Source organism: Nonomuraea glycinis (assembly GCF_014646515.1).
Classification (GTDB): Bacteria; Actinomycetota; Actinomycetes; order Streptosporangiales; family Streptosporangiaceae; genus Nonomuraea; species Nonomuraea glycinis.
This window is the reverse complement of the sequence record NZ_BMNK01000010.1, coordinates 316,014-329,585: the sequence shown is the minus strand read 5'-3', so window position 1 is coordinate 329,585 and position 13,572 is coordinate 316,014. Positions and strand designations below refer to the sequence as shown.

Below are 13,572 nucleotides of genomic sequence, written 5' to 3'. Positions count from 1 at the left end.
CCTGCGCCAGACCCCAGTTGAACGCCACCCGCACCGCCCCGCAATGCGACGCCAGCGCGGCACTCTGGCGCGCGGTGGGGTCCAGCGCGAAACGGTAGGCCTGCACGACCCGCATGACCCGCCCCTCCCTCGCATATTCGAGAGTGTGTACGAATCACTCTATCAGCATGACCGTACGATGAGTAACTCCTTGCGTGCTTACCGCGACTGCGAAGGGTGGGGTAGGCAGCGCCGGGCAGGCGCGGCGCCAAGCCGCAGTCCCCTACAGTGCTTCGTCATGCCGTCCGTCAGCTCGCAGACCACTGAGCCAACCCCGATCGCCACGTGACAGACCGCGATCGCGCTGCAGAAACCCAGATGAAGACTGACGAACACTGATACGAACCACAGCGGTTATCAACCCCCCAGCACCACGAAGGAAGCCACGTGAGCACCGAAACTCCCAGCACCGCCAAGGAAGCCACGTGACCGCCAACACCCCTGGCACCGCGAAGAGATCAACGTGAGCGCCGACCCTGCCCGCTCCGTGCGGGAGGTGCGGGCGTTCGTACGGTCGCGGCGTCGTACTTCCGCCCGCCTGAGCGACCGCTACACCTCCGGGTTCATGCTGGCTCTGCTGGTGGCGGTGCTGGGCCGGCCTGTTGGGGAGGTGGTGGAGGGGCTGGCCGGGCAGGCGGACCTTGCCCGGCTGGGGCCAGGGCTGGCGCTGCTGGCGTTGTCGGTGGCGGTGGGCCTGGCCGCGGCGCGGGCCTTGGGGCCAGTGACGCTGCCTGCGGCCGACGCGGCGTGGCTGGTGCTGACGCCGCTGGATCGGCGAGCCGTGCTGAGCCGCTCCGCGCGGGCGCTGGCGATGGTCGCGCTGGTGGCGGGGGGCCTGCTGGGGCTGGGCCTGATCGCCGTACTGGGTGCGCCCGACCAGCTCGTCTGGCGGCTCGTCGGCGCGATGGTGCTGGGGTTGTCCGCGAGTGCGGGAGGGATGGCGCTGGCCGTGCTCGGCCAGGCGTCCCAGACCTGGCACGCGTGGCTGTCGGTGGCGCTGGCGGTGCTGCTGGTCGTGGCCGTGGTCGCGGCGTTCGGGCCGGTGCGGGCGCCGCTCGCCGCCATGGCGGGCGCGCCTGTGACGGCGGTGGCCGCCGCCGCTGCGGGCGCCGCGCTGTTCGCTGCTCTTCTGGTACGGCGTGCGTGGGCGATGCTCGGCCGGATGCCCGCCGGGCCCCTGCTGGCCGCCTCCACGAGGGCCGGGCAGGTGGCGACGGCGGCGGTGGTGCTGGATCCCGGCGCGCTGGCCTGGATCGCCGAGGACAACCACTGGCGGGGCCGCAAGCTGCGCTCGGCGCGCTGGCCGTCGATGCCCGCGCCGCTCGCCATGGCGTTGCCGGACTGGCTCCGGCTCGTGCGCCGCCCGGGGCGGCTGGCGGTGGTGGCGGCCTCGGCCGCCCTGCCCGCCGTGCTCGCGCAGGCGGGCGGGGGCGGCGCGCTGGTGGGAGTGAGCGTGCTGGCCGGAGGGCTGGCCGTGGCCGCCACCGGCGTTTCCGGAGCCCGCAGGGACCAGGACAACCCAGCGCTGGCCCGGCTGCTCGGCGTGGGAACGCGGCAGGCCCTGCTGGCACGGGCCCTACTGCCCGCGCTGCTCAGCGGCGGGTGGATCGCCGCGGCGCTGACAGCGGCCGAACCTGGCGGTGTGGGCGCGTTGTGGCTGTTCGGGCCGTTGGTGGCGCCCGCGCTGGCGGCGGCGGCCCTGCGGATGGCCAGGAGGGCGCCGGTCGACCATTCGATGCCGGTCATCGACACGCCGGGCGGCGCCATCCCGACCGGGCCGATGCTCTGGGCGTTCACCGGGGTCGATCTGGCGCTGCTCGGCTGCCTGCCCGCCTTCGTGGCCCTGACGACGCCACCTGCCGACCTCACCGCCCTGCTGGCCGCCCAGGCGCTGACAGGAGCCGCCGTGCTCATCGCCTACGTGCTGCGCAGCCGGCCACCCAGGACCAGGTAGGAAGGCCCGCCCGCTCGCGGTCCTGAGCGGTCTCGCGGTCCTGAGCGGTCTCGCGGTCCTGAGCGGGTCTCGCGGTCCTGGGCGGCTACTTCTTGGACTTGTCGGCGCTGGAGTCGGTCGACAGGGCGGCGACGAAGGCCTCCTGGGGCACCTCGACGCGGCCGACCATCTTCATCCGCTTCTTGCCTTCCTTCTGCTTCTCCAGCAGCTTGCGCTTACGGGAGATGTCACCGCCGTAGCACTTGGCCAGGACGTCCTTGCGGATGGCGCGGATGTTCTCGCGGGCGATGACGCGGGCGCCGATCGCGGCCTGGATCGGCACCTCGAACTGCTGCCTGGGGATCAGCTCGCGCAGCTTCTTGGCCATGTCCACGCCATAGGCGTAGGCCTTGTCCTTGTGCACGATGGCGCTGAAGGCGTCGACCGCCTCGCCCTGCAGCAGGATGTCCACCTTGACCAGCTCGGACTCCTGCTCCCCGGCCGGCTCGTAGTCCAGCGAGGCGTAGCCGCGGGTGCGGGACTTGAGCTGGTCGAAGAAATCGAAGATGATCTCGCCGAGGGGCAGCGTGTAGCGGATCTCGACGCGGTCCTCCGACAGGTAGTCCATGCCGAGGAGCTGGCCGCGCCGCCCCTGGCAGATCTCCATGATCACGCCGATGAACTCGGCCGGAGCCAGGATCGTCGACTTGGTGACCGGCTCGAAGACCTGCGCGATCTTGCCGCCGGTGGGGAACTCCGACGGGTTGGTGACGGTCAGCTCGCTGCCGTCCTCCATGATCACCCGGTAGACGACGTTGGGCGCGGTGGAGATCAGCGTCAGGCCGAACTCCCGCTCCAGCCGCTCACGGATGATCTCCATGTGCAGCAGGCCCAGGAAGCCGACGCGGAAGCCGAACCCGAGCGCCGCCGAGGTCTCCGGCTCGTAGATGAGGGAGGCGTCGTTGAGCTGGAGCTTGTCGAGCGCCTCGCGCAGCTCGGGATACTGGTCGCCGTCGATCGGATAGAGGCCGGAGAACACCATCGGGCGGGGGTGGTCGTAGCCGGCCAGCATCTCCTCGGCGGGCTTGACGACCGTGGTCACGGTGTCGCCGACCCGCGACTGGCGCACGTCCTTGACGCCGCTGATCAGGTAGCCGACCTCGCCGACGCCCAGTCCCAGGTCGGACACCTTCGGCTCGGGCGAGATCACGCCGATCTCAAGGGTCTCGTGCGCGGCCTTGGTGGACATCATGAGGATGCGCTCGCGCTTGCCCAGATGGCCGTCGATCACCCGCAGGTAGGTCACCACGCCCCGGTAGGTGTCGTACACGGAGTCGAAGATCAGCGCGCGGGCGGGCGCGTCGGCGTCGCCGACGGGCGGCGGGACCGTCTGGACCACGTGGTCGAGCAGCTCCCGCACCCCCACGCCGGTCTTGCCCGACACCCGCAGCACGTCGGAGGGGTCGCAGCCGATCAGGCCGGCCAGCTCCTCGGCGAACTTCTCCGGCTGCGCCGCCGGCAGGTCGATCTTGTTGAGCACCGGGATGATGTGCAGGTCGTTGTTCATCGCCAGGTAGAGGTTGGCCAGCGTCTGCGCCTCGATGCCCTGGGCCGCGTCGACCAGCAGGATCGCGCCCTCGCACGCCTGCAGCGAACGGGACACCTCGTAGGTGAAGTCGACGTGGCCCGGAGTGTCGATCATGTTGAGCACGTGCCCGTCCCAGGGCAGCCGCACGGCCTGCGACTTGATCGTGATGCCGCGCTCGCGCTCGATGTCCATCCTGTCGAGATACTGGGCGCGCATGGAGCGGTCGTCCACCACTCCGGTGATCTGCAGCATTCGGTCGGCAAGGGTCGACTTGCCGTGGTCGATGTGCGCGATGATGCAGAAGTTGCGGATCAACGCGGGGTCGGTCTGGCCAGGCTGAGTGCGCACCGAAGTCCATTTCGACAGGGTTGAGGTCGAGCAGTCTTTCATGGTGACATGCCCGGGTGATTGCCCGAACCGTCATCCGCCGTGGCCTGCGCGTGCTCGCGCTTGCCTTGGCCGTCCTGGTCGCGCTGGTCGTCGTCATCGCCGGCGCGTTCCGCCTTCAGTTTACCGGCGCGCCGGAGGGCTGGGCGAAGAGCACCGGCAATGACGCCCTGTGGCTGGGTCACATGTGGGTCGACGGCCGCCGCACCGAGCAGGATGTGGCACGCCTCGCGACCCGGCTCCGCGCCACCGGCATCAAGGACCTGTACGTCCACTCCGGCCCGTTCGCCATGGACGGCCGCCTAGATCCCGCCAAATACCCCAACGCCGGAAATTTCGTCCAATGGGTGAAGAAACAACTACCCGGCATCCGCGTCTCCGCCTGGCTCGGCCAGAAAGTGGACCAGGGACGCCTGAACATGGCCGACCCGAAAGCCCGCCAGAACATCCTGAACGGCGTGGCCGCCATCATGAAGACCGGCTACGACGGCATCCACTACAACTTCGAGCCCCTGGACGACGGCGACACCGACTTCCTCGACCTGCTCGACCGGACCAGGCAGCACACGAGGCTGCTGTCCACCTCGACCCCGCAGATCGAGCCGTACCTCCTGATGCGCGTGGCCGCCAGAGCCACCCTCGACCACGACAAATACTGGTCCCAGGGCTACTTCAAGCAGGTCGTCGACCGCGTCGACCAGGTGGCCGTCATGTCCTACGACTCCGGCATGCCCCTGCAGAGCCTGTACGGCGGCCATGTCGTACGGCAGGCGGCGCTGGCCCTCGACCTGGTCCCGGAGACCAAGAGCGTCTTCATCGGCGCCCCGGCCTACCATGACCATGGCATCTCCTGGAGCGACGCCGCCGAGAGCGTCGCCCTGGCCGCGCAGGGCGCCAAGCTGGCCCTGTCGGACCACGGCAGGCGCGAGCGGTTCGGCCTGGCGCTCTATGTGGACTTCGCCGCGACCGAGCAGGATTGGCAGGAATACTCGGCACAGTGGCTATCCTGAAAGGCCACGACCCCGGGCGTTGATTTGAGCAGCCTCCTGGGTTATTGGTACTCTGTTCACTTGCGTGTGGCGCGCCCTCTCATCGAGCCCGCGCGCCCATCCATCACCCAGACTTTCACCGAGGCTTCTTCGTGGCGAACATCAAGTCCCAGATCAAGCGCAACAGGCAGAACGAGAAGGCCCGTCTGCGCAACAAGCATGTCAAGTCTTCGCTGAAGACCGCTGTCCGCAAGTTCCGCGAGGCTGCCGAGCAGGGCGACCTTGAGCAGGCCGTGACGCTGCAGCGCGTCGCTTCCCGTGAGCTCGACAAGGCCGTCAGCAAGGGCGTCATCCACAAGAACCAGGCCGCCAACCGCAAGTCGGCGATCGCCAAGCAGGCCTCGGCGCTCGCCGCCAAGTAGGCCCGCTCATCGGAGCGCCGCACTCCCCATCCGGGGTGCGGCGTTTTCTGTTGTCCGGACCTTCGTAACTTTGTCACAGTTTCGATATCACATGCGCATCGCCGCAGCGCATCGGCTGCGTCACCGTTGAACGATCTCCTTGCCCTCCCCGGCCTCGCTCCCCGAGGGTTCCCCTAACGGGGCGAAGGGGATCGCATGCGGGGGCCGCTGGTCGTCAAGCGGGCGTTCAGCGAGCCGTTGCTCCTGCTGGCGGCGTTCGGCTCGATCCTGCTCGCCACCACCACCTCGTCGCGCTGTGGTGCCCGTGCAGACCGCCACGGTGCAGGTCGGCCACACGCCCGAACGGGCTCAGATCATCGCGGTCGACCTGGCGCGGTGGCGGGAGCTGCTCGCCGGCACGCCGATCGTCCTGCCCGCCACGCCCGCCGCCTCCGCCACGCCCGCCGTGCCCGCAGTGCCCGCCGGCATCCCGGCGCTGGTCTCGCCGGAGCTCTGCGGGCGCGGCACGTTCGAGATCGGCTGGCGGTCCCGGCTGCGGATCACCACGCAGGGGGTGATCGCCACGCTGCCGGGCTTCTTCACCGAGGGCAAGTTCATTGTCGTGCCGTTCGACGTCGATCGTCGCCCGGTGGTCAACACGCTGCTGATCAGCGGTGACGCTCAGGAGGCCGCGCTGGCGCGGGCGGTCCCGCAGGCCAGGGTCGAGTCCCGGGCCGGCGTGCTGGCCGCCATCCAGCACGACCCGCTGACCAGCACGGTGAGCGGCACCCTGCTCGTGGTGACGGTCGCGCTGACCGGCTACGCGCTGATCGCGGTCGTCATCACGCTGGTGATCGGGGCCGCCGACCGGGCCAGGGCGCTGTCGTTCCTGCGCACGCTCGGCCTGTCGGACCGGCAGGCCGAGCGATTGACCGTACTGGAGATCCTGCCGATGATCCTCGTCACTACGCTGGCCGGCCTCGCGCTCGGCCTGGGCCTGCCGGCCGCGCTCGGACCCGGCGTCGACCTGTCCGCCTACGCGGGCGGCCTGCCCGTCGGCGACTACGAGCTCGACCTGATCACGCCTACCGCGCTGGCCGGAGGGCTCGCGGTCGTCGCCGTGCTCGGCGCCTACGCGCACACCGCCATCAGCCGCCGCCGCAGCCTCGGCGCCGTACTCAGAGTGGGGGACCTCACATGAACCCGACCCTGTCCGAACTGGAGGCGCGGGCCGGAGACCGCAGGGCCGCCTTCGGCGGCGACGCGCACATCGTCTGCGACAACCTGGTGCGCATCTACAAGACCGAGGGCGTCGAAGTGGTCGCCTTGCAAGGCCTCGACCTGCTCATCCAGAAGGGTGAGCTGCTCGCCATCGTCGGCGCGTCCGGCTCGGGCAAGTCGACGCTGCTGAACGTGCTGTCCGGGCTCGACGTCCCCACCGCCGGGCTGGCCAAGGTCGGGGGCATGGACCTGCTCGCGATGACCGCCAAGGACCGGCTGCGGTATCGGCGCGAGGTGGTCGGCTTCATCTGGCAGCAGACCGCGCGCAACCTGCTGCCCTACCTGTCGGCGCGGGAGAACGTCGAACTGCCGATGAGACTGGCCGGTCGAGCCCGCCGGGGCCGGGCGGCGGAGCTGCTGCAGCTGCTCGGCGTCGGCTACTGCGCCGGCCGCAAAGCGCCCGAGATGTCCGGCGGCGAGCAGCAGCGCGTCGCCATCGCGGTGGCGCTGGCGAACGCGCCGCAGCTCATCCTCGCCGACGAGCCGACCGGCGAGCTCGACAGCGAGACGTCGGAGGAGGTGTTCGACGCGCTCCGCAAGGCCAACCGGGAGCTGGGCGTGACCGTCGTCGTCGTCACCCACGACCCGCTGGTCTCGGAGCGGGTCGACCGCACGGTCGGCATCCGTGACGGGCGGACCAGCAGCGAGACGCTCAGGCACGAGGACGCGGCGGGGCAGATCGTCGCCGAGGAGTACGCCGTCCTCGACCGCGTCGGCCGGCTCCAGCTCCCCCGCGACTTCATGCACGCGCTCACCACGGAACGCCGCGTACGCCTTGAGCTGGAATCCGACCATATCGGCGTATGGCCGGCCCGAGAGGAGCCCTCCGATGAGCAGTGAGCCCTTGGTCGTCGCCGAAGGGCTGCGCAAGGTCCACCGCAGCGGCCCCAAGGAGGTCCTCGCCCTGCGGCAAGTGTCCTTCGAGGCGTTCCCCGGAGAGCTGATCGCCATCCGGGGACGGTCCGGCTCGGGCAAGACCACCCTGCTCAACCAGATCGGCGGCCTGGACCGGCCCGACGCGGGGCGTGTGCTCGTGGCCGGGCACGAAGTGACCGCGCTGACGGAGAACGACCTGCTGGCGCTGCGGCGCGACGTGGTGGGGTTCGTGTTCCAGTCGTTCGGGCTCATCCCGGTGCTGTCGGCGGCCGAGAACGTCGGCGTCCCTATGCGACTGGCGCGCACACCCGCACGGGAACGAGACGAACGCGTGCGCATGCTGCTCTCCCTCGTCGGCCTGGAGCAGCACGTGAACCAGCGCCCCTACGAGCTGTCCGGCGGCCAGCGGCAGCGCGTCGCCATCGCCCGCGCGCTCGCCAACCGCCCCCGCCTGCTCATCGCCGACGAGCCGACCGGGCAACTCGACTCACAGACCGGTCGCCAGATCATGCAACTGCTGCGCGCCCTGGTCCGCAGCGAGGGCGTCACCGCCCTGGTAGCCACCCACGACCCGAACCTCATCACCCTCGCGGACCGAGTCCTGGAGCTCACCGACGGCACCCTCCACGAGCCCACCCTCCAGCGAACCTGACCCCCACGAATCAGCCCCCGACCCCTCCCACCCTGTACGAGGTCGCCCGCCATGTAATGAGCTCTCCCATCCTCGTACGAGCCCTCTCACCCTCGTACGAGCCCGCCCACCATGTATGAGCTCTCGCAGGCCAGGACCAGTCCGCTCTACGGGATCGGACGAATGCGCGGCCTCCGGTCCACGAGGTCGGGCAGCGCGAGCCCGGAGCAAGCGGCGCACCCGGAGCAAGCGGCTCAGAGGTGCGGCGGTCAGCGGCCGGTGCGGCTCGCCACGATGACCTGGACGGTGTGTTCGAGTGCGTAGGCCGGGTCGGCGCCGCCGCCCTTGACCTGCTCGTCAGCGTCGGCCACCGCCTGCATGGCGTCGGAGAGCCCCTCGGGGCCCCAGCCGTTGAGCTGCCGCTTGACCCGGTCGATCTTCCACGGCGGCATCCCCAGTTGGCTGGCCAACTGCCCCCCACGCAGATTACGAGGTGCGCCGCCCACCTTGGCGATGGACCGCAACCCTCCGGCCAGCGCGCTCACCAGCAGGACGGGGGCGACCCCGGTGCCGAGGGCCCACCGCAACTGCTCCAGCGCCTCCCCCAGCCGCCCCTCCACCGCCGAGTCCGCCACATTGAACCCGGTGACCTCCGCCCGCCCCTTGTGATAGCGGGCCACCGCATTGAGGTTGATGGTCTTGTCCTGCGTGTCGAACGCCAGCTGACCACAGGCCGCCGCGAGCTCCCGCAGATCATTGCCCACCGCGTCGAGCAGCGCCTGAGCCGCATCCGGCGAGATGTTACGCCCCGCCCTCTTGACCTCGCTCTTGACGAAGTCGAGCCGATCTCCGGCCTTGGTCACCTTGCTGATGGTGACGACCTTGGCCCCGGCCTTCTTGACCCCGTCGACCAGCGCCTTCCCCTTGACCCCGCCCGGATGCGCCAGCACGAGCACCACGTCGTCGGAGGGCCGCTTGGCATAGGCCACGACCTCGGCGATGACGTCCTTCACCAGATCCTGCGCCGACCGAATCACCACCACGATCTGATCCCCGAACAGGGAAGGCGACGTCAACTGCGTCAGCTCACCGGTCGCCACCTTGGATCCGACCAGATCATGCACCTCCGCCCCGGCCCCGCCGGCCCGCGCCGCCGTGACAACGGCCGCCACCGCCCGCTCGGCCAGCAACTCCTCATCGCCAACCACCAAGGTCACAGGTGCTGGATCGGTTCCCGCCATGTCCAGCAGCATGCCACGCCCGGCCGACAACCTGGAACTCACCGCATCCCGCAGGCTTGATCAGGCGTCGCCGCCCAGGTCCTGCATGAGCCACCCGGGCGTATCGAGCCGGCCTGTGTTGTTTCCGAGGAGCCGGCGAAGCGTGTCCTCGAGCCCCTTGATGGCGTCCGCACCCACCTGCTGCTCCCACTGCTCGCGCAGTTCGTCGAAGATCGCTTCACCCTCACGCAACATCGCGAGTCCGTGCTCGGTGACGTGGAGGCGGATCCGCCGCCTGTCGGTCGGATCCGGCTCGCGCCGCACGAAGCCGCGTTCCTCCAGCCCGGCGATCGTCTTCGCCGCCGACTGCTTGGCGATGGACATCCGCCGGCCGAGCTCGGAGGCATTGTCAGCGCCGGACAGGATCGCCCGCAGAGCGAAGTCGTGCACCGGCCGGACGTCTTCGTACCCGCGCGCGGCGAGTTCGGCGGTCGCGCGGTCGGCGAGGGCGCGGAACCCGCCGAGCAGGAGCAGGGCGAGGTCGGCTCCGGATCGGGACATGGGGTCAGCCTATAGAGCCTTTGACAAAGACAGCTTGGCTGTCTACTGTCATCGACAGCCAAGCTGTCGATCTGGGTCGACCTGAGGAGTTACGCATGTCCACCATCACGCCTGCCGGCGCTACCATCCCCGGCGCCACCCACCATCTGGCCGACGTCAACGGCACCCGGCTGCACTATGTCGCGGCCGGAACCACCGGCTCTCCGATCTTGCTCGTGCACGGATGGCCGGAGACGTGGTGGGCTTTCCACAAGCTGATCCCGCTGCTGGCCTCGACGCACCGGGTCTTCGCCGTCGATCTTCGCGGGTTCGGCGACTCGAGCAACACCGACGGTGGCTACGACGAGGCCACCTTGGCCGAGGACCTGCACCACCTGGTCGGTCATCTGGGCTCCGGCCCGGTCCACGCCCTGTGCCAGGACATCAGCGGGGGTCCGGGCTTCCGCTTCGCCTCCGCGCATCCTGACGAGGTGCTGAGTCTCACCGCGATCGAGACGACCCTGGCCGGGTACGGGCTCGAGAGCCTCGCCGACGTCAACCACGGCGGCTCGTGGCACGTCGGGTTCCTCGGTACCCCGGGCATCCCGGAAATGCTCCTGCCCGGCCACGAACGGCAACTGCTCGCCGACTGGGCCTACCCCATGATGACCGCGACAAAGGACGCCGTCACCGACGCCGACATCGACGAGTTCACCCGGTCGTACGCGCGCCCCGGCGGGTGGCGCGGCACGGCCGGCCTCTACCAGTCCGCCTTCTTCTCCGACGCGGGCAGGACCAAGGCCTTGACCGAGACGCATCCCCTGACCGTGCCGGTCCTCACCGTCGACGCGGCCAGCGCCCCCTTCACCGAGCGGACCTTCCGCCAGGTGGCCGCGGGCGACGTCACCTCGGTACGGCTTGAGGGAGTCGGCCATCTCGTCGCCCAGGAAGCCCCCGAAGCGCTCGCCGCCGCCATCCTGAACTTCGTGGAGCGCGTCGACAATGGCTGATCAGCACGAGGTGACGCGCCGTCGCCGGACCTCACCGCATCTCGGTGCCCCGAGCCACCACCGCCAGGCCGGTGCCGGAGGTGACGATGGCGAGGTCGCCGGATTCGTCGGTGCGGTAGGTACGGGCTCCGAGGTGGCGCAGCGCGGCCAGCGTCTTGGGGGCGGGGTGGCCGTAGCCGTTGTCCTTCCCGACGCTGACCAGCGCGGCGCGCGGCTTGACCGCGTGGAAGAAGGCGGGGACCTGGCGCGGCGAGCCGTGATGGGGCACTTTCAGGATGTCGGCCTGCGGTAGTAGGCCGCGGAGCAGGTCTTCCTGGGCCTCGGACTCGATGTCGCCGCTGAGGAGGGCCGAGCCCGTGGGCCAGCGTACGTGGATCACGACACTGGAGTTGTTGGCGGCGCTGCCCTCTCCCTGCCCGTCCGTTCGGCCGTTCGCCGGGTCGGGGGCGAGGACGGTCAACTCGGAAGGGCCGAATCGCCATCTCGTGCCGGGCTGCGCGGTCCATGTCGGGATGCGGCGGCGGGCGAGGTCCGCGGTGAGATGGGCGCCCTGTGGTGAGGGGTCGCGGTACGGGCTGGTCAGGACGGCCCCTACGCGCCTGTGCCGGAGCACGCCCGTGAGGCCGTTCACGTGATCGGCGTGCGGGTGTGTGAGGATCACCAGCGGCACGTCGCGGATGCCGATTCTGCGTAGGCAGCCGTCCATCACGGAGGGGTCCGGGCCGGCGTCGACGACCACCGCCTGCTGTGGACCTGCCGCGATCACCAGACCGTCGCCCTGGCCGACGTCACACATCACCATCAGCCACCCCGGAGGCGGCCAGGGGGCGACGATCGGCCGTAGGACGAGCATCGCGACCAGAGCCGCTCCGACCACCGTCAGGGTGACCGTCCGCCATGCGCGCCGCCTCATCACCGGCACCGCCACGGCTACGACGACCGCCAGCAGGACCACCCCTGCCAAGCCTGCCGGCCACGGGAGGTTGGCCATGGGCACGTTCGCGGCCCACCGCGCCACCATGATGATCCAGCCCACCGCGTACCCCGCCGGGATCACCAGCAACTGGGCGGCCTCGGGCCAGAAGGGTGCGATCAGAGCGGCGACGAACCCGAGCAGGGTCGCGGGCGCCACCGCCACTCCGGCGAGCAGGTTGGCCGGCACGGCTATGAGGCTCACCTGCCCCGCCATGAGCACCAGCACAGGCGTGACGGCAGCCTGCGCCGCCGCAGACACCGCAACAGCCTCCGCCACCCACCGAGGCAACCGAGGCCAGCGTCTCCTCACCTCACCAATGGGCTGCTCCGATGCCGTCACGCGCATCTTCTCGGGCGTGCTCACCGTGGTGCGGATGCCATTGTCCCCGTTGCCGTCGTCTGCGGTGGAAGTTGCTGGGGTGGAGGAGTTCCTGTCTGGGGTTGTGGGGTGAAGGTCGGTCAGGCGAGTGCGCCAGCGGGCGGCCAGGAGGAGGATGCCCGCGGTGGCGGTGACTGACAGGGCGAAGCCGTAGGAGTGGGCCAGTTCGGGGGCGAACAGGATCAGCAGGAGGACGGTGGCCGAGAGCGCGGCCATGCCGTCCTTGGCGCGGCCTGTGCCGAGGGCGGCGGCTGCTACCAAGCCCATGAGGAGCGCTCGCAGGACGCTGGGCGATGGTCGGGCCACTATGGCGAAGGCGAGCATGGCGAGGGCCGCGAAGGCGGCTCGCGGGGCCAGGGGCAGGCCCGCCAGGCGGGAAAGGGCCAGGGCGGCTCCCGCGACGATGGCAAGATTTGCGCCGCTTACGGCATTTAGGTGGCTTAGTCCTGCTTCTTGGAGGTCCGAGTTCACCTGCCGGTCCATACGGGAAACGTCGCCTACCACCAGGGCGGGGAGGAGGCCGCGCTGATCCGGCGGAAGGATGTCGGCGGCCGTGCGGAGGCCTTGCCGGAAAGCGCCCGCTACGGTCTGGATCGGCGAAGGGGGCGTGAGGATCTGGGGTGGCTCTCGAACCAGGAGAACGGCGGCCGTCAGGGTGCCCGAGGTGGGTGCGGCGAGGCGACCTGATACGCGCAGGCGTTGACTGGGCAGGAGGTCACGCCACTCGGCGCCGTTGGCGAACACGACGATCGGGGTGTGGACGGCCATGCGTTGGCGTCCGGTTCGGAGTGATTCCAGGGTGGCCTCGGCTATGACGCTGTCCCGGGTGAAGTAGGCGGTCGTGGAGCGTCTGATCTTGGGGTCGTTCGTCAGGGTTATCTCGGCGGTCACGGTCGCGCTCCTGGCCGCCAGCGCGGCCGTCGGGCCCGTGGTGACCGCGTGGACGCGCAGGGCGATCGAGGCGGCGGTGGCCGCTACACAGATCAGGACGGCGATGGTCACGTTGCGGCCGGAGGATGGGCGGGCCAGCCAGGCGGCGGACCCGGCACCGGCTGTGGCCAGGGCCGCCGCCGTCGCGCCGACCGCTGCTGGGCAGCCGAGGAGAACGAGAGCGCCGGCCCAGGCCGCCAGTGCGGGAAGGATGAGCGGCCAGAAGCGACCGGAGACGACGACGTCGCTCAGCTCCCCGTCGGGAGGATCGGCAGGCGGAGGGCCGGCTCCGGTCTTCGGGCGCGATGAATCGGAGGGCGCAATCGGCGCAACCCCGGCGGCAGCCGAAGGTGCGTTCATCCCGGCGCATGCGCGGTCGACGGGTGGAGGCAT

12 protein-coding genes are annotated in these 13,572 nt (G+C 70.2%); 7 read left to right on the top strand and 5 right to left on the bottom strand.

Annotated elements, in window-relative coordinates; genetic code table 11:
• A partial coding sequence (locus tag IEY87_RS47230) for a helix-turn-helix domain-containing protein (RefSeq protein ID WP_189141710.1) occupies positions 1–115 on the bottom strand: 115 nt, incomplete at its 3' end.
• A gap of 387 nt (positions 116–502) precedes the next feature.
• Between IEY87_RS47230 and IEY87_RS27730 the strand changes: the two genes are divergently transcribed.
• A complete protein-coding gene (locus IEY87_RS27730) occupies positions 503–1,993 on the top strand; it encodes a DUF6297 family protein (protein WP_225278199.1) in 1,491 nt (496 codons plus the stop codon).
• A gap of 85 nt (positions 1,994–2,078) precedes the next feature.
• Here the strand turns inward: IEY87_RS27730 and lepA are convergent, their stop codons facing one another.
• A complete protein-coding gene (gene lepA / locus IEY87_RS27725; RefSeq protein ID WP_229699391.1) occupies positions 2,079–3,950 on the bottom strand; it encodes a translation elongation factor 4 in 1,872 nt (623 codons plus the stop codon).
• Positions 3,951–3,964: 14 nt separating this feature from the next.
• On the opposite strand from lepA, the gene IEY87_RS27720 reads away from it, so the two are divergent.
• The 5 genes from IEY87_RS27720 to IEY87_RS27700 all read left to right on the top strand — a co-directional run bounded on the left by IEY87_RS27720 (position 3,965) and on the right by IEY87_RS27700 (position 8,146).
• Positions 3,965–4,957 (top strand): glycoside hydrolase family 18 protein, encoded by a 993-nt coding sequence (locus IEY87_RS27720; protein ID WP_189141708.1) that lies wholly within the window; start codon positions 3,965–3,967, stop codon positions 4,955–4,957.
• 131 nt (positions 4,958–5,088) lie between these two features.
• The gene (rpsT, locus tag IEY87_RS27715; protein WP_189141707.1) at positions 5,089–5,358 is read left to right on the top strand and encodes a 30S ribosomal protein S20; all 270 of its coding nucleotides are present in this window, start codon (positions 5,089–5,091) and stop codon (positions 5,356–5,358) included.
• Between the two features lie 295 nt (positions 5,359–5,653).
• Positions 5,654–6,538: an FtsX-like permease family protein gene (locus IEY87_RS27710; RefSeq protein ID WP_189141706.1), complete on the top strand. Its 885-nt coding sequence runs from the start codon at positions 5,654–5,656 to the stop codon at positions 6,536–6,538.
• Positions 6,535–7,458, top strand: a complete 924-nt coding sequence (locus IEY87_RS27705) for an ABC transporter ATP-binding protein (RefSeq protein WP_189141705.1) — start codon at positions 6,535–6,537, stop codon at positions 7,456–7,458. Before IEY87_RS27710 ends, IEY87_RS27705 begins: the two co-directional genes overlap by 4 nt.
• On the top strand, positions 7,448–8,146 hold the full coding sequence (locus IEY87_RS27700; RefSeq protein ID WP_189141704.1) for an ABC transporter ATP-binding protein: 699 nt from the start codon (positions 7,448–7,450) through the stop codon (positions 8,144–8,146). Before IEY87_RS27705 ends, IEY87_RS27700 begins: the two co-directional genes overlap by 11 nt.
• Before the next feature lie 248 nt (positions 8,147–8,394).
• Here IEY87_RS27700 and holA read toward each other — a convergent pair whose 3' ends face one another.
• Positions 8,395–9,378 (bottom strand): DNA polymerase III subunit delta, encoded by a 984-nt coding sequence (gene holA / locus IEY87_RS27695; RefSeq protein ID WP_189141750.1) that lies wholly within the window; start codon positions 9,376–9,378, stop codon positions 8,395–8,397.
• A gap of 48 nt (positions 9,379–9,426) precedes the next feature.
• A complete protein-coding gene (locus tag IEY87_RS27690; protein WP_189141703.1) occupies positions 9,427–9,906 on the bottom strand; it encodes a MarR family winged helix-turn-helix transcriptional regulator in 480 nt (159 codons plus the stop codon).
• A 95-nt stretch (positions 9,907–10,001) separates the two neighbouring features.
• Between IEY87_RS27690 and IEY87_RS27685 the strand changes: the two genes are divergently transcribed.
• Positions 10,002–10,895: an alpha/beta fold hydrolase gene (locus IEY87_RS27685; protein WP_189141702.1), complete on the top strand. Its 894-nt coding sequence runs from the start codon at positions 10,002–10,004 to the stop codon at positions 10,893–10,895.
• A 31-nt stretch (positions 10,896–10,926) separates the two neighbouring features.
• Here IEY87_RS27685 and IEY87_RS27680 read toward each other — a convergent pair whose 3' ends face one another.
• Complete coding sequence (locus IEY87_RS27680) at positions 10,927–13,539, bottom strand: ComEC/Rec2 family competence protein (protein WP_189141701.1); 2,613 nt, start codon at positions 13,537–13,539, stop codon at positions 10,927–10,929.
• Between the last annotated feature and the right edge of the window lie 33 nt (positions 13,540–13,572).

Coding starts and splice junctions, on each gene's coding strand:
- lepA (WP_229699391.1), bottom strand. CDS start 3,950: ATGAAAGACTGCTCGACCTCAACCCTGTCGAAATGGACTTCGGTGCGC.
- IEY87_RS27705 (WP_189141705.1), top strand. CDS start 6,535: ATGAACCCGACCCTGTCCGAACTGGAGGCGCGGGCCGGAGACCGCAGG.
- IEY87_RS27700 (WP_189141704.1), top strand. CDS start 7,448: ATGAGCAGTGAGCCCTTGGTCGTCGCCGAAGGGCTGCGCAAGGTCCAC.
- holA (WP_189141750.1), bottom strand. CDS start 9,378: ATGCTGCTGGACATGGCGGGAACCGATCCAGCACCTGTGACCTTGGTG.
- IEY87_RS27690 (WP_189141703.1), bottom strand. CDS start 9,906: ATGTCCCGATCCGGAGCCGACCTCGCCCTGCTCCTGCTCGGCGGGTTC.
- IEY87_RS27685 (WP_189141702.1), top strand. CDS start 10,002: ATGTCCACCATCACGCCTGCCGGCGCTACCATCCCCGGCGCCACCCAC.
- IEY87_RS27680 (WP_189141701.1), bottom strand. CDS start 13,539: ATGAACGCACCTTCGGCTGCCGCCGGGGTTGCGCCGATTGCGCCCTCC.